This is a genomic window from Gracilibacillus sp. Marseille-QA3620 (genome assembly GCF_054950035.1).
Genome location: NZ_CM143102.1, coordinates 1,159,556 through 1,177,786 on the forward strand (window position 1 = coordinate 1,159,556; position 18,231 = coordinate 1,177,786).

17 protein-coding genes, 1 tRNA gene and 2 pseudogenes are annotated in these 18,231 nt (G+C 42.5%); 12 read left to right on the forward strand and 8 right to left on the reverse strand.

Annotated features, from left to right (window positions below; all coding sequences use genetic code 11):
* Positions 1-13: 13 nt before the first annotated feature.
* Together ACY8DX_RS05955 and ACY8DX_RS05960 are read left to right on the forward strand one after the other, a co-directional pair.
* A complete protein-coding gene (locus ACY8DX_RS05955; RefSeq protein ID WP_049671692.1) occupies positions 14-880 on the forward strand; it encodes a branched-chain amino acid ABC transporter permease in 867 nt (288 codons plus the stop codon).
* A complete protein-coding gene (locus ACY8DX_RS05960; protein WP_439802542.1) occupies positions 881-1,888 on the forward strand; it encodes a branched-chain amino acid ABC transporter permease in 1,008 nt (335 codons plus the stop codon).
* An 83-nt stretch (positions 1,889-1,971) separates the two neighbouring features.
* Here ACY8DX_RS05960 and ACY8DX_RS05965 read toward each other — a convergent pair whose 3' ends face one another.
* Positions 1,972-2,358, reverse strand: a complete 387-nt coding sequence (locus ACY8DX_RS05965; protein WP_462406376.1) for a RidA family protein — start codon at positions 2,356-2,358, stop codon at positions 1,972-1,974.
* A 105-nt stretch (positions 2,359-2,463) separates the two neighbouring features.
* On the opposite strand from ACY8DX_RS05965, the gene ACY8DX_RS05970 reads away from it, so the two are divergent.
* Complete coding sequence (locus ACY8DX_RS05970; RefSeq protein ID WP_462406377.1) at positions 2,464-2,811, forward strand: winged helix-turn-helix transcriptional regulator; 348 nt, start codon at positions 2,464-2,466, stop codon at positions 2,809-2,811.
* 85 nt (positions 2,812-2,896) lie between these two features.
* Here ACY8DX_RS05970 and ACY8DX_RS05975 read toward each other — a convergent pair whose 3' ends face one another.
* Positions 2,897-5,074 (reverse strand): beta-glucosidase family protein, encoded by a 2,178-nt coding sequence (locus ACY8DX_RS05975; RefSeq protein ID WP_462406378.1) that lies wholly within the window; start codon positions 5,072-5,074, stop codon positions 2,897-2,899.
* 222 nt (positions 5,075-5,296) lie between these two features.
* Here ACY8DX_RS05975 and ACY8DX_RS05980 point away from each other — a divergent pair.
* The 3 genes and pseudogenes from ACY8DX_RS05980 to ACY8DX_RS05990 all read left to right on the forward strand — a co-directional run.
* Positions 5,297-5,395, forward strand: a pseudogene (locus ACY8DX_RS05980) (arabinose transporter permease); the annotation flags it as partial.
* Positions 5,383-6,112, forward strand: a pseudogene (locus ACY8DX_RS05985) (IS3 family transposase); the annotation flags it as partial. The pseudogenes ACY8DX_RS05980 and ACY8DX_RS05985, both read left to right, overlap by 13 nt.
* Before the next feature lie 160 nt (positions 6,113-6,272).
* Positions 6,273-7,013 (forward strand): tyrosine-type recombinase/integrase, encoded by a 741-nt coding sequence (locus ACY8DX_RS05990; protein WP_462406379.1) that lies wholly within the window; start codon positions 6,273-6,275, stop codon positions 7,011-7,013.
* A 320-nt stretch (positions 7,014-7,333) separates the two neighbouring features.
* On the opposite strand, the gene ACY8DX_RS05995 is transcribed toward ACY8DX_RS05990, so the two are convergent.
* Positions 7,334-7,406: transfer RNA gene (locus ACY8DX_RS05995), tRNA-Val, on the reverse strand.
* A gap of 889 nt (positions 7,407-8,295) precedes the next feature.
* On the opposite strand from ACY8DX_RS05995, the gene ACY8DX_RS06000 reads away from it, so the two are divergent.
* Both ACY8DX_RS06000 and ACY8DX_RS06005 read left to right on the forward strand, forming a co-directional pair.
* The gene (locus ACY8DX_RS06000; RefSeq protein ID WP_462406380.1) at positions 8,296-8,958 is read left to right on the forward strand and encodes an acetyltransferase; all 663 of its coding nucleotides are present in this window, start codon (positions 8,296-8,298) and stop codon (positions 8,956-8,958) included.
* Between the two features lie 88 nt (positions 8,959-9,046).
* Positions 9,047-9,391 carry a helix-turn-helix domain-containing protein gene (locus ACY8DX_RS06005; RefSeq protein ID WP_049671685.1) on the forward strand — a complete coding sequence of 115 codons (345 nt, stop codon included), beginning with the start codon at positions 9,047-9,049 and terminating at the stop codon, positions 9,389-9,391.
* 440 nt (positions 9,392-9,831) lie between these two features.
* Here the strand turns inward: ACY8DX_RS06005 and ACY8DX_RS06010 are convergent, their stop codons facing one another.
* Positions 9,832-10,611 (reverse strand): DUF4931 domain-containing protein, encoded by a 780-nt coding sequence (locus ACY8DX_RS06010; protein ID WP_462406381.1) that lies wholly within the window; start codon positions 10,609-10,611, stop codon positions 9,832-9,834.
* Between the two features lie 188 nt (positions 10,612-10,799).
* Here ACY8DX_RS06010 and ACY8DX_RS06015 point away from each other — a divergent pair, with 188 nt between their 5' ends.
* A complete protein-coding gene (locus ACY8DX_RS06015) occupies positions 10,800-11,063 on the forward strand; it encodes a DUF2187 family protein (protein ID WP_462406382.1) in 264 nt (87 codons plus the stop codon).
* Between the two features lie 409 nt (positions 11,064-11,472).
* On the opposite strand, the gene ACY8DX_RS06020 is transcribed toward ACY8DX_RS06015, so the two are convergent.
* A complete protein-coding gene (locus ACY8DX_RS06020; protein WP_462406383.1) occupies positions 11,473-12,717 on the reverse strand; it encodes an MFS transporter in 1,245 nt (414 codons plus the stop codon).
* Between the two features lie 169 nt (positions 12,718-12,886).
* On the opposite strand from ACY8DX_RS06020, the gene ACY8DX_RS06025 reads away from it, so the two are divergent.
* Together ACY8DX_RS06025 and ACY8DX_RS06030 are read left to right on the forward strand one after the other, a co-directional pair.
* The gene (locus ACY8DX_RS06025) at positions 12,887-13,789 is read left to right on the forward strand and encodes an AEC family transporter (RefSeq protein ID WP_462406384.1); all 903 of its coding nucleotides are present in this window, start codon (positions 12,887-12,889) and stop codon (positions 13,787-13,789) included.
* Positions 13,790-13,920: 131 nt separating this feature from the next.
* Positions 13,921-14,406 carry a DUF1643 domain-containing protein gene (locus tag ACY8DX_RS06030; RefSeq protein WP_462406385.1) on the forward strand — a complete coding sequence of 162 codons (486 nt, stop codon included), beginning with the start codon at positions 13,921-13,923 and terminating at the stop codon, positions 14,404-14,406.
* Positions 14,407-14,441: 35 nt separating this feature from the next.
* Here ACY8DX_RS06030 and ACY8DX_RS06035 read toward each other — a convergent pair whose 3' ends face one another.
* The 3 genes from ACY8DX_RS06035 to ACY8DX_RS06045 are packed head-to-tail and all read right to left on the reverse strand — an operon-like array spanning position 14,442 to position 16,418.
* Positions 14,442-15,299: a hypothetical protein gene (locus ACY8DX_RS06035; RefSeq protein ID WP_462406386.1), complete on the reverse strand. Its 858-nt coding sequence runs from the start codon at positions 15,297-15,299 to the stop codon at positions 14,442-14,444.
* A gap of 39 nt (positions 15,300-15,338) precedes the next feature.
* On the reverse strand, positions 15,339-15,791 hold the full coding sequence (locus ACY8DX_RS06040; RefSeq protein WP_053103768.1) for a DUF6114 domain-containing protein: 453 nt from the start codon (positions 15,789-15,791) through the stop codon (positions 15,339-15,341).
* 30 nt (positions 15,792-15,821) lie between these two features.
* Positions 15,822-16,418, reverse strand: a complete 597-nt coding sequence (locus ACY8DX_RS06045; protein WP_049671678.1) for a DUF6230 family protein — start codon at positions 16,416-16,418, stop codon at positions 15,822-15,824.
* A gap of 281 nt (positions 16,419-16,699) precedes the next feature.
* On the opposite strand from ACY8DX_RS06045, the gene ACY8DX_RS06050 reads away from it, so the two are divergent.
* Entirely contained in the window at positions 16,700-18,181 is a 1,482-nt protein-coding gene (locus ACY8DX_RS06050) for a LuxR C-terminal-related transcriptional regulator (protein WP_462406387.1), read from the forward strand.
* The last annotated feature ends 50 nt before the right edge of the window (positions 18,182-18,231 follow it).

The window sequence follows — 18,231 nt, forward strand, 5'->3', positions numbered from 1 at the left end:
AAAGGAGAGAACAATGGACATTTTAGTCAATTTATTCGTGAATGGAATATCGACCGGAATGCTTGTTTTTCTGCTTGCTTCTGGTCTAACTCTTATCTTTGGCCTAATGAGTGTCCTGAATTTTGCTCATGGGGGGTTGTTTGCCTGGGGAGCTTTTTCCGGGGTATGGATATTTGCTGAAACGGGAAGCTTTCTCATATCCATGCTAGGTGCCGTCGTTATTGGAATGGCATTGGGCTGGGTTTTAGAGAAATTCCTGATTAGGCCTGTCTATGGAAATCACGTCAGACAACTCTTGATTACGCTTGGAGGCATGCTGGTCTTAAGTGAGATGCTTAAAGTTATTTGGGGACCGAATCCGATTCGAGCCCCATTGCCTGAATGGCTTTCAGGAAGCTATCAATTAGGTGGAATCATTTTGATTAAATATCGTCTTTTTGTTATCCTGGTTGGTATTTTGATTTACATTCTCTTAATGCTCCTTTTGAATAAGACTAAGCTCGGACTCATGATTAGGGCAGGAGTGATGGATAAAGAAATGGTGCAAGCCCTTGGTATCAATGTCAAATCACTCTTTTCCTTCGTGTTTTTGCTCGGAGCAGGCGTCGCGGCACTTGGCGGTGTCTTGCTTGCACCCTATTCAGGAGTCGTATTTGCAGAAATGGGGATGCAATATGCGATATTGGCATTTGTCGTTGTCATTATCGGCGGCATGGGCAATTTGAAGGGGTCGGCTGTCGCTTCCTTGATCGTCGGCCTGGCTGGAGCATTTATGGCCTATTATCTGCCTGACTTTTCTCTGGCGCTCAATATGCTGCTGCTTGCTTTTGTCTTATTAGTGAAGCCTTCTGGTTTGTTTGGAGAGGAGGGCGAGGTATAGATGCGGGTGTTATCGAATAACCGATCTTTTGTGATTGGGCTTGTTGTCGTAGCATTCTTGGCTGTTATCCCGTTTGTAAATGATTCGCGAAGTATGCTTATTTTACTCACACAGGTCTTTATTTTTGCCATTTTCGCGATGAGCTTTGATATTTTGTTAGGGTATACCGGAATCGTCTCATTTGGCCATTGCCTCTTCTTTGGTATTGGTGCTTATAGCGTGGCATTATTATTTGATAGGCAGGGCGGGGAACTAATGTCATTTGCAGCAGGGATGGCCATCGCCCTTGTATTAGCCGTCGTCATTAGCTATATCATCGGAATGCTCTCGCTTAGATTGAAAAGCCATTTCTACGCGATGCTAACATTGGCCTTCTCTCAGTTATTCCTTGTCCTAGCTGAAAAATGGCGGACATTGACCCATGGAGGAGACGGATTTACCTTCATGGTCCCTAATCTCTTTAGAGACCGTCTCTCTTTCTATTACATTACCTTCATTTGTCTGATTGTTCTATTTATCTTATTAAAACTTTTCACCGAATCCTCAGCTGGGAAAGTTCTAAAGGCGATATCACAAAATGAACAAAGAGCAGAAGCGCTAGGATATAAAACGCTGCACTATAAGGTTATCGCGAGCATCGTCGCCGGTACGACTGCAGCGGTAAGTGGAGGGCTTTACGTGGTTACCCTGCGCTTTGTCAACACGACTGTTTTCTCAATCGATGTCACATTGGATGCCCTCTTAATGACTATGATTGGCGGAGTAGGAACGCTCGTTGGTGCCATAGCAGGAGCCGGCATCATCGAATACCTGCAGCATTATTTATCTGAACTAGGCTCAACCTACCCAATCTTCGAACGTTGGACCATTCTCCTTGGATTGCTGTACATCTTCGTCATTCTCGGTTTCCCAAGCGGATTAGCTGGATTGTTTAAGAAGGTGTCAAAGAGAAGAGGAAAGAAGAAATCAGCGGATAGAAATGGTGAGGGATTAGAGAAAACAGCTTGATTTATATACTATTTTCAGTAAGGAGCGGGGGATCGAATCGATTCCCCGCTTTGTCATCAAACAAATCATGTTTTAGATTTATGTTAGTTGGTGTGTGCGACGGCACGTATTTCAATCAATTGATGTGGAAACGCCAAGCCTGAGGTGCCAACGAGAGTACCAGCTGGCCGGTGGTCGCCAACATATTCTTTGAATAGAGTGACACACTGTTCAAAATGCTCTTCTGGGTTTGTCAGGAAGATCTCCATCTCAGCAATATTAGATCTGGTGACTCCGAAACCAGCAAGCACGGAATCAAGATTTTTCAGTGTCTGCCTTGCTTGTGCCTCAAAATCGCCCTCTCCAACAAATGATCCATCCATACTATGAGAAAATTGGCCTGAGATGTAGATGGTATCATTGGCCATGTAACCTTGCGTAAGCCCGAAAGCTTCCTCCCAAGACACTCCATGGTTATATGTTTTAATCATGTTTATGACCCCTTTCCATTAAAGTATGTTCAGTATAAACTGGAAACAAATAGAAAGGTAGTACGCACTTTATTGATAGATACTACCTGAAAGGATAGTGGGAAGATGGGCATGGAGGAGTATAAAGGGAAAGTGAAAAAGATTGAAGACACACCATTCGGTTACACCATATCTGTCATCGGGGGCAAATGGAAGATGGTAATCATTTATCTGCTGGCGGAAAACCAGCCGGTACGCTTCAATGCTTTAAAAAAGCAGATAGGAGCCATCACGTATAAAACATTGAGTTCGCAACTAAAGGAATTGGAGGCAGATGGGCTGGTGAAACGGAAGGAATACCCGCAAATCCCTCCAAAGGTGGAATACAGTTTGACGGAGAAGGCTGATACTTTGCTGCCGGTATTGGAGGAGTTGTGTGAGTGGGGGGCGAGATATCAACAGACAAGGAATTAATCATATGTTGATTCTGAACGTAAAGGAACAGGATGATAACTAGAAAAAAGGATTGAACCCTAATTGGATTCAATCCTTTTTTCTTTTATTCAACAACTACTGTGCCTTTATAAGGAGTATCTTCGCTGGAAGTCCCAACATATACAGTGTACTCGCCAGGTCTTACGACGAAGTCATGTTCATAATAGTCCCATACGCCCATTGGATGGTTCGTAGCAGCTGGGTCAATTGTGATTGTTACTTCACGTGACTCATTAGGCTCTAGGTGAACTTTTTGGAAGCCAACTAGACGTTTAGGCGGCTGTCCTTGGACAGGAATGCCTAGGTATACTTGAACAACTTCAGCTCCAGCCACTTTTCCTGTGTTCGTTACGGTTACTTTAACCGTGATAGGAGATTTGCCGTCTGTTTGTTCTGGTGTGACTGAGAATCCAGAAAGCTCAAAGGTTGTGTAGGATAGCCCATATCCGAACGGGAATAATGGCTTGATTCCTTGAGACTGGAACCAGCGGTAGCCCATGTTGAGGCCTTCAGAATAACGGATAACTGGGAAGCCGTTACCTTCATCTGTACCAGGGTAGCGCTCAGGCTTGTCTGCGTATAATAGGTCGCTTTCAGATGCCGCATAGGTTGTAGGAACCTTACCTGATGGGTTAACTACACCGAAGAGTAAATCAGCCACAACGTGACCATCTTCAGTACCTTGGTTCCAAGCTTCAAGAACTGCTTTAGCTTTAGAAATCCATGGCATCATGACTGGGCTGCTGTCTTTCATGACAACAACAGTTTGCGGATTGATATCCAACAATTCGTCAACCATGCGGTTTTGGTCGTTCAACATGTTTGGTGTTGGCAAGTCAAAGCCTTCAGAGGCAACCAAACCAGCCATTAAGATCACCATGTCTGCTTTAGCTGCAGCAGCTTTTGCTTCGTCAAGATTTGATAAATCGGAAGCAACTGTGAACTTGCTGACTTTAGAGTCTGAACCAAGACCTTGCAGTACATTCTGCATACCTTCTACTGGTGGTACAGTGTAGAGCGGAGTTACCTTGGAAGAACCGCCGCCGCCGTTGCATGCATCATCCACGAATTCAGATTGACCGATGATCACGATGGAGCCATAGGCTTTCGGATCAAGTGGCAGCATTTCATCCTCATTTTTTAGAAGAATCGCTGTTTGTGAACCGATTTTTCTAGATCTAGCTCCGTGTCCTTTCGCATCAATCTCACCTGGATTGTAAGGACGCTCGAATTGATTGAAACGGAACATTTGTGTATAGCGGCGAACCAATGCACGGTCAATCGTTTCAATTTCAAGGCTCGTGTCTTGAAGGGCATTCTTCACATTTGTCTCGTTCAACCATTTCGCATCCGGCATCTCATGGTCCATACCAGCATTCAATGATGCAGCAGCAGAACGGCAAGACCAGAAGTCAGATTGTACATACCCTTGGAAGCCCCACTCGTCACGAAGGATATCGTTAAGAAGGTAGCGGCTTTCCGTTGCGTACACACCGCGAACACGGTTGTAAGCGCTCATCATAGCGGCGATGTCACCGTCTTTGACTAACATTTCGAAAGGCAGAAGGTAAAGCTCGCGCAATACATGCTCATCCAACTCAACACTTGTGCGGAAGCGCTCGTACTCCTGATCGTTAACGGCAAAGTGTTTACCCATCGCAATAACATCATGCTCCTGAATCGCTTTCGTAACCTCAACGCCCATTACACCGGAAAGGTATGGATCTTCAGAGAAATACTCAAAGTTACGACCTGCGATTGGCGTTCTGTGCAAGCAAACCCCTGGTCCTTCAAGTACATGCTGGCCAAGCGTAGCCGTCTCAGAACCAATGATATCCCCGTACTCACGCGCTAGCTCAGGATCAAAGCCTGCAGCAAGACCAATTGTCATTGGCAGTGCAGTAGCTGGCGGGCTTGGATGACCATCCCCCATACCTACGCCTACAGGTCCGTTTGTAATACGGAAACGAGGGATACCCAACTCTTCAATACCCTTAACATGGCGCTGAACTTGGATTTGAGCCATAAGGCGCTCTTGCTCCTCAGGGCTCATCATATTCATTTCATCCATAGACGGCAAGTCATAGATGTTGATTGTATTCATGGCACCGTGCAGCTGGGCAATCTTTTGCTCCAAAGTCATAGCAGCAACAAGCTTCTCAGCACGCTCACGTGGTGAAAGTGACTTGTCCATCCATGGGAACTGCTCGGTCTTATCCATAACCATATTTTGTTGACTCATGTTGAACTCTCCTCACACAATAGTTTTCTTACTTTCTCTTTAAAACGCTTACATCGTTGAAATATCCAGGTAGCCTTCAAACAAAAAGGAAGATTTCTTCCCTTGTTATATCTGGATTAATATCATTTGTGAAGTTTTTCACTAATTATACTATAGTATTTTTCTTATCCTTTCTCTCGCACTATTTTTGTTATATTAGTACAAATTTGATGTGATTAGCAATTGGGAGTCAATGTATTATACTTTTTGGCTGGGTTGCAGAACATTCCTAAGGAACTATATGAATCTGCTGAAATAGATGGCGCCAAAAAGAGATTTATGATGAGGCCCAAGGGAAAATCGGTTATCGCGGCTTATATATGGAAGTCACCGAGAAAGCCGGTCAGCCAATGCCAATGAACCACAAGAAAATCCTTCGATTGATGCGCAAGTTTCACTTTTTTGCCAAGGTACGGAGAGCGAACCCTTACCCTACGATGGCCAAGGCAACAGAGGTTCACCGTCAGGTACCCAACCATTTGAACCGCCAGTTTGACCAACAGGAACCAGGGAAAGTCTTCTTGACCGACATCACCTACCTGCAATTCCGTGGTGGGAAGACGGCTTATTTGTCTTGCGTGAAAGATGTGGCGACACGAGAGATCGTCGCCTATGAACTCTCGACAAGCCTGCGGATGGAGATAGTCTACCGAACATTAACCAAGTTAGAAAGCTTTTATGAGAAACAATTACATCCAGAAGCAATGATTCATTCGGATCAAGGGTTTCATTACACGCATCCTGAATATCAGTCTTGCGTGAAAGAGATGGGGCTCTTACAGTCCATGTCACGAAGGGGAAACTGCCTGGACAACGCCCCTATGGAATCCTTCTTTGGACATATGAAGGACGAAGTTCCTTACAAGAAGGCAAACAGTTTGGCGGAACTAAAATATATGATTGATGATTATATGGAACGACTATAACAATACGAGAAAGCAATGGACATTAAAGAAGATGACTCCGGCAGCTTACCGAAGTCATCTCATCGCCGCATAAACACGGCACATCCCTTTTTATTAAGCTGTCTACTTTATAGGGTGCAGTTCATTCTTGCTTTCTCCTGCACTTCCTCATTCCGTATTTTAAATCTACTCCGTTATCCAAGATTACAACCTATGACATTGATCAGTTCTATGATGCCAAGCTACAGGAGGGTTTGGCGAATGCTACCGTACGAAAGATGCATAATCTCCTCTCAAAAGCTCTGCAGAAAGCTGTGAAATGGGGATTAATCAAGAGTAATCCTGCTCGTGATGCTACTCCGCCGACTGTTCATAAACAGCGTAAGCAAATATGGACGGTGGAAGAAGCGAAAACCTTCTTAGAAGTCTGTGAGCAGGAGGGTGAATTGATTCCATTCCTGTTGGCCATTTTCACTGGAATGAGACGTGGAGAACTGTTGGCGCTTAGATGGAATAACATTGATCTGGAGAATGGTGTGATTCATGTGGTCGAATCATTAGTAAGGACAAATGAGAAGGGCTTATATGTGAAGGAAGTAAAAACAGCTCATTCAGTACGAGAAGTTTTTCTCTCTCCGGATGTCCGTGATGCTTTAGTGGAGTATAAGAAAAGACAAAAACCAAATGAATTAGGAATCGTTATTGCTTCTTCTGCTGGCACATACATGGAACCGTGCAATCTGCTGAGAAAGTATCAACGCCTAATCAAACTGGCAAAAGTTCTTTATATGCCATTTCACAATCTTAGGCATACTCATGCAACGATCCTTATGCGGATGGGAGAGAATCCGAAAGTGGTTAGTGAGCGGCTTGGACATGCCAGAGTCGGAATTACACTCGATATCTATTCCCATACAAATGAAGAAATGCAGAAGCGGACAGAGAATCGGTTTGATGAACATTTTGAGCTTATTGGAAACACTAAAGGTAGCTGAAAATATTGGAATCATTGAGCTTATGCCGTCTCTTTGAACTTATGTACGTTCTTTTTGTAGAAATCGTCTCTTACTAATTCACTTTTAAGAAATAAAACCAATCTTCAAACACCGTTGATTGTAGTGGAAGGCGCTCGACTCCTGTGGGAGCAGCGGACAGGGGAGACCCCACAGACGCAGAAAGCGGCGAGGAGGCTCCCCGGACGCCCCACGGAAAGCGAGCGCCTGTAACGGAAATCAACACCTCATTTTAACGCGTTTATTGTATTTCAATAGAAAAAAGGCCTAAACCCATATGGTTTAAGCCTTCTCAAAATGTATGATCCCGACTGGGTTCGAACCAGCGACCCCCACCCTGTCAAGGTGGTGCTCTCCCAGCTGAGCTACGGAATCGTATATGTAAATGTTTAAGACAATATTTAATATAAATGCTTACAGGATAAAAGTCAATATACCTTGGTGACTTTTTTAATAAAATATTATTCATCCCTTTGTACGTATACAAAAACTCTCCTAATTAGATTTAATCCTATAATTTTTTCTTGTTTTAGAAGAGACATTGACAAGTCCGATAGAAAAATGGTATTTTTATCCTATAAATTCTTGGTAAAGAACAATTTAAAGGTATACATTTGACTATTCAATATAAGGGCTATAAGGATGAACGAATGACTAAACAATTTTAGTGTCATTTTGTATAAATCTAACAGCAATCACTGATTCAGAGGTCAGATAACAATCCTGGCACATTCCTGTCCAATGATGGAAACGTTGGTTTATTTGATCTTATCGTTCTTAATAAAGAATTTAGCGGGTTTGCTGAATAAGGAGATGGTTGCGAGAGATTGTCCTATTGAAGCTTTGTATACAATTCTATTGAAATATGTTCCCTCCTGACATATCGATGATAGATTATTTGCTTTATAATATGAGTACCCCCTATGAAATTGAATAGCTTGGCTGAAAGACCTGATCGTTTTATTTACCTGCCCTGATACTTGTTTTCCATTATTTAGGAATGTCTTTCCGAATGATTAAAGGAAAAGAAGGGTAGGAAGAATAATAACGTTCTTAACCATGTACTGTACATAAGCCATTGCTTTTTGATGTGATGATAGCGTTGTGGGATGGAGAGTAGGATTTCAATGTGCTTTCATAGCTCTTGGTTAATCTTACTTATTGTCCTTGAATACCAGAAATATCATCATAAGGAAGTGAATCGAAGGGGGAGACGACTGTGTTTCTATACTGAAACCGTCCGAACTCAAGGAGTGGGAATTAGATGAATTATATATTAGTGGGAGATGACAGTCATAGCAAGGTTGTCAAAGATATGATTGAAAGCACAGCTCCTGACAGGATTGCTGCGTACTTGGATAACCGATATGAAAAGCTGTTTAAGAAGGGTGACATTTATTATGGGCCGATTGCTGCGGCTAAATCTCTCTTAAGTCATGTGTTCTGTGCGAGGCTCGTTATCACAATTAGTGATAATTTAACAAGAAAAACGGTGGTTAATCAGTTGAATCTAGCGGATGACTGCTATACATCCGTCATTTCCAAGCGTGCGATCGTGAGCCCGAATGCTGAGATAGGAGTTGGCACGGTCGTGATGCCGGGGGCCATCGTGAATGCGGAGGCGAAGATTGGCAAGCACGGCATCATTAATACCGCTTCTGTCGTTGAACATGATTGTCATATAGATGATTTTGTCCAAATATCACCGCGTGCATGCTTGACTAGCGGGGTTAAAGTAAACCAAGGTGTATTGGTTGGGGCGAATGCAACGGTTATACCCGATGTGGAAATTGGGCGCTGGGCTGTAGTGGGAGCAGGTGCAACGGTGACAGCGGATGTTCCTGAATTTGCACAGGCTTTAGCGGTTCCAGCAAGGGTGTATAAGAAAGAAAAGGGTGGCGGTTTTAATACCAATGCGAGTTATTGACTCTGTCAAGACATAGATCGTTTAAATTGATAGGTTAAGTCGTCGATTGCCTAAAAAAGGCCGGATCCATTTCGGAAAGGAGACTTCCATGATTGGAAAAAACATTCAGCAAATACGGAAGAGAAAAGGGATGACCTTGACTCAGCTGGCAGTAAATGCGGGGATATCGAAATCTTATTTGAGCAATATCGAGCGGGGCGTCAATCAGAATCCTTCCATTGAAGTTCTTAAGAGGCTTGCGCTCGTCTTGCATGTTGATTTGAAGACATTGCTGAAGATTGAGCAGCAAATGGATCAAAGTGAAAACCTGAATGAAGAGCTGATTGATTTGATTGAGGAATTGAAGACGACTGTGATTGAAAAGGAGGACATGGAAGAATACAGGGCATTAGTAGAATATATTAAATGGAAGACGAAGAACGTAAAAAGCTGAAGAAATAGGAGCATGATTGTCCCAGTGTATAAGCGAAGTCCTTTTTGCGAGAGAAACGGAAAGTATACGATTGGCCAATGTAGAAATCATTCTCATAAATGATAGCTCAACCGTTTGACAGTGCCGGATAGATCTATTCTAACGGCAGAATGAACGACTCGCAGCCACATTGAATGGAGGTCGCTCGGGATGAGTGGAACCAGGCGGTGTTTGTTAGTAACACACATCCTTTTTTGATTCCGTGTGACGATTCCTTTGAAGAAAATATGGTGTAATGGAGACATTTGGGGCGGATGCGATGCATTCCGCTTTTTATTATGCTCATAATGGTAAGTTTCTCATGTTTTCAATATAAGCCATCAAGTGTTTGGAGGGCTGTTTCAGGAATGCGGAAAAGGTCAAGTACCAATAAAATAAGCCTAGCTGGCAGGCTAAGCATGCTAGCTCCTAGCATAGGCTGAATAAAGTTCAAATAGCTCATCTTTCATACGATTCAAATCTCTATCCATTAGGACCTGTGGAATCTTGTATCCGACAAATAATGGAGAGACAACAAAACGTGGGATGGCCTTGCAAATGATTTTATCTTGGAAGCGGTAAAAGAATAGATTATAGCTATTGCAGGCTTTATGAAAGCCATTTAATATATAGCGGATAAGTATTTGCAGCATATCAGGAAGCGTATCTGCCACATTGTCTGCTGCGGTCAGGAGATTAAATTCCGTAAACCCAATGATGGGGTATGCGGAAATGGTCATCTCTACACCCCTGCAGGTAAAGACATTTGTTCCTTCGAAGTCAGTCATGCTGATATTTTGATGGTAATCTACATGCTTCATTCCGATGATTTGCATATGGGGATGAAGGAGGCTTCCTCCTGAATATGGTCCATGATTCTTGAATAAGATGACAGATTCATACTCCTCTGTATCCTCGACCTCCTGCCATTTATTCAGGCAGAAGTTCATTAATCTCCTCATATGTGACCGGGAGTAACTCCTCATATCTGAGGTGCATTCATCTGTTTCGATGATGACGGTTTGGTACGTATCTTTAAGGGTGGGATACTTGTTCATGAGCCAAATGATTTCTCCTTCTCTTGCCAGAATATTTTGTAATTCATCCGGCTTGCAGAAGGGACACTCAGTCGATTTGTTGTGGATCGTATTCGGTTTATGACTGCTCATATCACTGGAAAAGAATAACTGCTGATGTTCCAATAACTACACCTTCCTTTAAGGCAATATGGATCGATAACAGTTCTTTTCTTTGATTTTAACCAAAATAAGGAAAATGCACAAATGAAAAAATCAAACTTAAGTGTAAATATTCATGAAAGCTCTCCGATAGTAACTATGTGATTGCTTATTTGACCAATAACAATTTAGTGAAAAGGAGATTTTGAGCCATGCATGCACAAAAGGAAATTGGCAAGATTGGTGATGTGATTCATTTCAAGAGAGGCAACTTATTTGTCATTGGCCAAATCATCTCGCTGAGAGAAGTAACCTGTATTGTTGAAATCTCGCAGGCATATGCAAATGAATTGAAACTTGAAACAACAAGAACGGTTGTACGACATGGGAATTACAAAATTATTGATGCTGTGAAGCAACGAGAAATGCCTCCATATGATTATACGCAAGAAGCAAGTGCAGTAATGCATACATAATTTTTTGAAATACGATTAACTGAAAATGCTGGCTAGAGCGACGAGATAACATAAAATAATGAATATAATCGTATAGCTGTGATTGTAAACAAAATTCTTAATCATTCTCATGATAAGAAGACTCCCCTTTTATCTACTGTTCTATTTCTATATCTGAACATAAATAATATTCGGGAATATTTTGAAAAATATGTCGGTTTAAGTAGAATAAAGTAAAAAAAATTGGGTATAAGTAAAATTTATATGTAAATGAGACTGGGATAAAAGGTTTCAGCCATTTTAAAAGCCGAACTATTATGAAGGGCCGTTTAAGCATCATTCGTAATAGTTCGGTTTTTTTGCTTTATACAATTGATCATATGGTTTGGGATACAGCGAATTTAGTTATGCCTCAGCCTCTTTTTTCTATTTAATGAGAGATCTTATTACTTGGAGCAGGGGGAAAATATTTATTCGCAACGTTTTGCAAAAACCACATCAAAGCCGCTGACAGCAAGCTGAGTGTGCCAATCATGATCCATGCCGAGGCAATTGAATTGGCTGAAATATAATTCCCCATAACCATTGGACTGACTGCATTCCCTGTTCCGATAACGAGAGGAAGAATGCTGCTCATCCTTCCTCTATGGGATGCGGGTGTCATATTAGCCATGAATGTGGATGCGTTGATGGCGATTAGAATCTCTCCGACAGTCATGATGAAGATAGATAAATAGAACAAGGGGAGAATCATTGTAAAAGCAAGCATGCCAAAGGCAAGGGCATAACAAAGGGCACCTCCTGCAATAACACGGATTGGACGGGCTTTCTGGGTGATTTTCGTCAGAAACGGTGTAAAGACAATCACTAAGATTCCGTTGAAGGAAGCAAGAATGCCGAAATAAGAAGCACCGACATCCCCGAATAATTCACCTAAATGCAGAGGAATAGAGAAGGACCACTGTGTATAGGCAAACTCGATGCAAAGCAGGATTAGGGCGAACATAATCAAAAGCGGTCGTGAAAGCAGGACCTTGAAGATGGAGCCTTCGACGGTACGCTCTAATATTCTTTCTGGCTCTACAGCTGCGCTTTTTGATTCTTTAATGAAGATAACAATCAGTGTGGTTGCGAGCAGGGTACATATGCCGTCAATGAGGAAGATAAGAGATAGATAATCTTTGAACAGCAGGCCGGCTATGGCGGGACCGATGGCAAACCCTAAGTTCCAACCCATATATAGGAGGGAATAGGCCCCTTTCCGATTATCCGGGTTTGTGAGATCTGCAAGAATGGCATCATAGGCTGGTGAACACATGATGAAGAAAAAGGATGCTCCCATGATCATATAGACCATTGTCATGGAAGGGGAGATAAATCCAGCAGCGATGTAAATGGATGCCCCCAATCCTTGGCAGATGCAGATAATCCATTTCCGGCCAAATGAATCGGCCAGCTTTCCTCCAAGAATCATCCCGGGTACAGCGATGAAGGAGATAAAGGTAATATATGTACCAGCAATGCCTGTATCCAAGCCGACTTTCTGAGTTAGGATTAATACAAGCAATGGATTAACAAATCCACCAAGACTGTTCATGACCCTGGCAACAAAAATGATGTAAATCTCCTTCGGTAAACCTTTATAAGGCGTAAATAATTGCTGCCCCATATTCATTTCAATTCCCCCAAAATGGCGTTTTTTTCTATTATCATATCATTATCATTGCATTGAAAAAATATGAAAGTTTACCAGAAATTTATTGACGGGGGTTTAGCGGCTCTTCGTTGTGATATAGTCAAAGTAGTACTTGTATCAGGAAATGGAAGAGAGAAGGGTAAGAAAGTTGGCTTTTTTTAATGTATTAATTCCTGTCTTTGCGATTTTTATTCTAGGCTACATAGGAGAGAAAAAAATCGGGTTTGACCCGAAATCCATATCAGCCATGTCCTTGTATATTATGACCCCGGTCCTTGTATTTAAGACCTTTTATACGAATATCGTAAACATCGATTATTTGTATATCACGGTATTTGCATTGACCCTTTGCATCGCATTGATTCTAATCATTTATCTTATTTCCTATATTAGAGGGTATTCCATTAAGGAGAAATGCGGGCTCATTCTTGGCTCTGTTTTTATGAATAATGGAAATTATGGTACCCCGGTAGCTTTATTGCTATTTGGAGCGGCTGGTTTTGATTACGCTGTTATTCTAATGGTGATTCAGACCATTGTAATGGCAACAGTCGGCATCTATTTTGCCGCACGCGGCAGCGATATTGGCGGAGGCTTTAAGGATACGCTTGGTGTAGTGATGAGGATGCCAATCGTTTATGGAGCATTGGCAGGCTGGCTCTTCCAAGTCACTGGCATCACGATTGGATCCTCATTCATGACAACAATAGACCTTGTTGGGAATGCAGCTATTCCGACCATTATGCTTGTCTTAGGAATGCAGCTTGCGAAGATTTCCTTAAAGAATGTGGAGAGAGAAAAAATATTATACGCCGTCATGATTAAGCTAGCTGCTGCTCCTGTCATTGCATGGGAAATCGCTTATTTTCTCCCGGTGGATACGCTGCTCAAACAATTGATGGTTATTATGGCAGGAATGCCGTCTGCTGCTAATACGACGATGTATGCCATTCAATTTAACACCGAACCGGAGTTTGTTTCCGTGTGTACATTTGTGACAACCGTTCTAAGCTTGATTTCACTCCCTGTGCTGTTTGCCTTCGTTTTGTAAGCTTTACTGCCCCTCTTACTTAAGGGTCAGGTGTTTTGTCTTTTCTTTGCCAAAATATAAATGGTGTCCCCATCATAAAAGTGAGGGAGGCAGATTATATATAGTAAGAAGAGACGGGAGGAGGAGATGGTTTGAAATATAGCGCTATCATTAAAGGGAATTATCGGTATTCTCTTAAAAGGGAATGGGATAACTATAATTTAAATAAAGCCGTTTTTGTCCTTTTAAATCCTAGCACGGCAGATGAAGCCCTTGATGACCGGACAACGCAGCGTTGCATCTCCTTTGCAAAGAAAATGGATTGCGGCTCCATGGAGCTCGTAAATGTGTATGCTTATCGTTCCACAAACTGGAGGGAGCTGAAGGAATTATCCATGGAAGAAGCGACTGGTCCAGAGAACCAATTCTATCTTGAGAATGCCTTGCACAGCGGGGCGAAAATACTGGTAGGGTGGGGAGAGAATTGTACGATCCATCATAAGGATTATGGTGAACTGGCAGAGTGGTTCAAAGGCTATACACCCTATTGTCTTGGCGTAACAAAGGATGGCCATCCAAGACATCCTTTATATGTGAAAAGTGATACTCCACTTGAAATCTATCGTTTTCCCGAATAATAAAGATATAATGAAAAGCTGCCGGTTTGGCAGCTTTACTTCGTTATCTGTGTATTTGAATCACCTGGAGCTTGATCGCCATTGTCCTTCTCTCCTTGATCAGGTGGAGGCTCTTCATTTGGCGGGTCTTCAGGCTTCACCTCATCTTCCTCTTTCCCTGGCTCGGCTGGTGCTTCTGTTTCAGGATCGTCTGCCGTTTCTTCTTCATCAGCTGGGTCTGTCTTAGGGTCAGCATCTGGTTTCGCAGGTTCTTCGGGCTTTTCCTTATCCGTATTTATCTGCTCATCAGGCTGTTTTTCCTCATCAGTTGTTGAATCTTTCTCCTCATCTGCTTCTTCTTGTTCATCTTCCTCTTTCTTGCCGCCGTTTTGGAGGCTTTTAATGATTTTCTTTAAGCCTTCTTCCCCTTCATCCTTCATTTGATTTGCATTTCCGGTCTCATAATTTAGGGAGAAGCTTGGCAGGTCAGCATAATCTGCTGTTTGTTTATAGGCTAATAGCTTCACATCCTTCATTCCGAGATAACCAAGCTTAGGGATGAAGATGCCTCCTAATTCAATATTGGTGATGCGGACTCTCATTTTCTTTAATTTAGTGACTCCGCCTGACTTTATGACTGTCGTGACCGGGCCATTGGGTGTTTGGGTGACCTTCTTGATAACAAGGTCTTTAATCTCGAGATTATCCATTGCTAGGTCAATCATCGGCACTGCCTTGCGGGTTGCCGTTTCTCCGATGACAATCAATGGAACACCCAATGTACCGGTAATTTCTTCAGCTTCTATGATAAATCCGTCTGTACCAGAGGAACTGGCTAAGATCGGTGGTGAAGAAGCGGTGAAGAGATAGAGTGTGAAGATGCTTATGATGGCTGCTAGTACTGATTTTTTCATACGATTCAATATCATCACCATTCCTAAGTACCTAACGTATTATTTATGAATCACGGTATTCTGGCCAGCTGCGATTTTCTTTTCCTCTTTGTTCGTTTGATCCTTCCTTTTCCTTTTTGCCGAAGCCTTTGGATATGGCCGCCAAGCCATAATCATGGAGCCGCCGATAATACCGAGCAGAGTGCCAATTACAAGACCGCCCATCGCCCCCATGATCGAAAGGATGGCACTGACCATGACGAAAGGTCCGAAAAAGACAGAGAATTGCGGCATAATATAAGTCATTATTCCGCCGAGCAGGACCATGCCTCCAAGGAAGAAACCAATAAAAAGGGTCGTTCCCGGCAATGCGGCAATCTCAATGAGCTGCAATGGAACATATAGAATAATTAAGCCGGAAAGGAGAGCAAGTGCTGCTCCCCAAAACGGCCGGCTTTTTCTCCAATTACGGAATCGTTGTCTCTTTGTGTTATTTGAAAGTGATTTAGCCATGATCATCATCCCAATTCCATATTTGATAGATTACAATTTCTCGAAATAAACTTTCATGCCAGGCAAGGTTAAAGAATCCTGATAAAGATAAAGCGTTTTTAGTGTTGCATCTGTTAAGACAATTTTTGGAGCAACTTGGGTGAATTCTTCCGCAATTTTCTCTTGCGGGTCCTTAATGTCTCCTACATAGTTTTCTTGCATGGTCAGCTTCTCAAATTTGGCATCGCCGTCAATTTGGGTTGCCTTTTGAATGAGTCCTTTGATTTCGACGGTTTGTTTAGGATCGGATTTAACGACAACACGTACACCAAGAGCGGGAATCTCCTTTGTGATGACCAAACCTTGGATTTTTACGTCTTTGATTCTGTTTGTCGCAACGACTGCGCCATTTTTCTTTTCGGCTGTATCAGCTAATCCGCCCAATAGCTTGAAATCCGTCCCTTCCATACGATCAAACTTGACGTTGAATTCTCCCATGCCGCCAATGGCAGCGGCAAAGATGGTACCGCTCATGCCGAAGTAGGTTAAGAGTCCCCCAAAGAATAAGAATCCGCTAAGAAGTGCTACCCAAAAAGTTTTTCTGGCCGTATGGCCGCCCAATTGAACTACTTCAGCATCAGTGTTCATCAACATTCCTCCTCATTCATTCTTGATAACGTATTCGGAAGTGGGAATATGCCTGTACGAATGCTTGTTTCGTAAGCGCTTCCACCTTCTTCCACAATTTTATGTGTTAATCTACCCTTCGTGAATACCTACATTTGTAGCTTTTTTCGCTTTGGATGGGAAGGAGTAAATGATTTTTGTCGAAATGAGACGAATGATATTTAGTGGTAGAGGAATTTACCAAATGGTTAGCGAATCATACACAAATAGCTGTTTTTAGATGAAAATGAGGTGAATGATGAATGTCTAAGTCTTTAACGAATCATATGAATACATTGTTATCAAAGGCCATTAAGCTGATGGCGGAGTATGAGGATGAGCTGCTAGCCGAGTGGAATGGGGTAAAGGATGATTTGGGCGAGGTCAATGATCGGTATATTGAAACTTGTGCGTTCATCATTGACCGGCTAGGTGCTTATATGATGGTGAATCGGTATGGAGTAGAGGCAACCTCTATTTTGAGCAGGATGAGAGAGGATGCACTTGAGTATTTTGCCTATCAGCCAGCGGCGGAGAAAATCATCCATATCTTAAATCTCTTGGAGAATGCAACGCACACTGTCCTAAAAGAGCATATTGAATTTTCGTCCAAGCTTCATCCGTCTATTCATTATTTATTTACGAAGCTTAGTGAGGTATTGGTGAACCTGGATACGGAGGATGAAATGAATTTAGACAAAATGTGTGAAAGTCTAATTCAGAATGCCAACTTGAAAATTGAGTGGATTGTGCGGGTAGAGGAGCAGCCAGATTGTTTTTCTATCAAAAAGATTCATGGAAAGAAAGAAACGCTCAGGGAGAACTGCTTTCCGACATGGTATGATGTGCTGAATGCGTTTGGAATTGACCATTCTACCCTGCCAATTACATATGAAAATGAGCTTTTATTGATTGGCTGTGAGAATGGGTTCCTGCATGAAAGCATGTCCATGCTGTTCAGTTTGATTGATCAGCATGAGAAGTCCTATTCTACCCAATGGAAGGATGCGGTCATCCTCTTTAATGAATGGATTATCAAATCGCAAACACTAGAGCAGTCATGTGAGAATATCTGTTTTGGATTCGGTGAATTTCTCCCATTTGAGAGATCAGCCTTATTCCGTTTTTCAAATATGGAACAAATTGCTGTCGGATTGTATGCACATCATCTTGATAAGGAAGAGGTGAAGGCCATTCGAGAGCAAATGATTGATATTCCAGCCATTCAGCATAAGTTGAATTTGCTGAAGCCGGTTGGTCATACGATGAGAAACTTTCAGCCCATTTATATCGAGGATGCAGCGTTTGGATTCCCGGAAAAGGTCGTAAAGCAATTTAATTTAGCCTCCTTGCTGATTGTTCCAATCTATGTGCCGGAAGAAGGACAAATGATTGGTGGCGTCCTCTTGGACCAAGGACCAGGCAAACACTTCCCGGTCGACCGTACGCTGTTTCCCGCCTTAATGAAGTTCGGACAAAGTGCAGGGGAACTGATGCTAAGATATATGAAGCCTGATTATGTGAAAGGAGATTTGGAAGCAGGGGATGAGCTCAGCTTCTCTCCAAGGGAAATTGAGGTCATTAAATTACTGGCTGAAGGTGCTTCTACCACCGAGGCAGCAGTCAAGCTCTATTTAAGTGAGTATACGGTCAGAGATTATATATCAACTATCATGAAGCGCCTAAATGCTAAAAATCGTACGGAGGTAGCCGTCAAGTCTATTAGAATGGGAATCATCGACTAGTCAGGAGGCAGCCTAGGTAAAGGATGGCTGCCTTTTAAATAAGTATTTTG

What these genes read in the sequence shown, in the direction of transcription:
- ACY8DX_RS05955 (WP_049671692.1), top strand. Translation starts at nt 14, where the DNA reads ATGGACATTTTAGTCAATTTATTCGTGAATGGAATATCGACCGGAATG.
- ACY8DX_RS05960 (WP_439802542.1), top strand. Translation starts at nt 881, where the DNA reads ATGCGGGTGTTATCGAATAACCGATCTTTTGTGATTGGGCTTGTTGTC.
- ACY8DX_RS05965 (WP_462406376.1), bottom strand. Translation starts at nt 2,358, where the DNA reads ATGATTAAAACATATAACCATGGAGTGTCTTGGGAGGAAGCTTTCGGG.
- ACY8DX_RS05970 (WP_462406377.1), top strand. Translation starts at nt 2,464, where the DNA reads ATGGGCATGGAGGAGTATAAAGGGAAAGTGAAAAAGATTGAAGACACA.
- ACY8DX_RS05975 (WP_462406378.1), bottom strand. Translation starts at nt 5,074, where the DNA reads ATGAGTCAACAAAATATGGTTATGGATAAGACCGAGCAGTTCCCATGG.
- ACY8DX_RS06000 (WP_462406380.1), top strand. Translation starts at nt 8,296, where the DNA reads ATGAATTATATATTAGTGGGAGATGACAGTCATAGCAAGGTTGTCAAA.
- ACY8DX_RS06005 (WP_049671685.1), top strand. Translation starts at nt 9,047, where the DNA reads ATGATTGGAAAAAACATTCAGCAAATACGGAAGAGAAAAGGGATGACC.
- ACY8DX_RS06015 (WP_462406382.1), top strand. Translation starts at nt 10,800, where the DNA reads ATGCATGCACAAAAGGAAATTGGCAAGATTGGTGATGTGATTCATTTC.
- ACY8DX_RS06020 (WP_462406383.1), bottom strand. Translation starts at nt 12,717, where the DNA reads ATGAATATGGGGCAGCAATTATTTACGCCTTATAAAGGTTTACCGAAG.
- ACY8DX_RS06035 (WP_462406386.1), bottom strand. Translation starts at nt 15,299, where the DNA reads ATGAAAAAATCAGTACTAGCAGCCATCATAAGCATCTTCACACTCTAT.
- ACY8DX_RS06040 (WP_053103768.1), bottom strand. Translation starts at nt 15,791, where the DNA reads ATGGCTAAATCACTTTCAAATAACACAAAGAGACAACGATTCCGTAAT.
- ACY8DX_RS06045 (WP_049671678.1), bottom strand. Translation starts at nt 16,418, where the DNA reads ATGAACACTGATGCTGAAGTAGTTCAATTGGGCGGCCATACGGCCAGA.
- ACY8DX_RS06050 (WP_462406387.1), top strand. Translation starts at nt 16,700, where the DNA reads ATGTCTAAGTCTTTAACGAATCATATGAATACATTGTTATCAAAGGCC.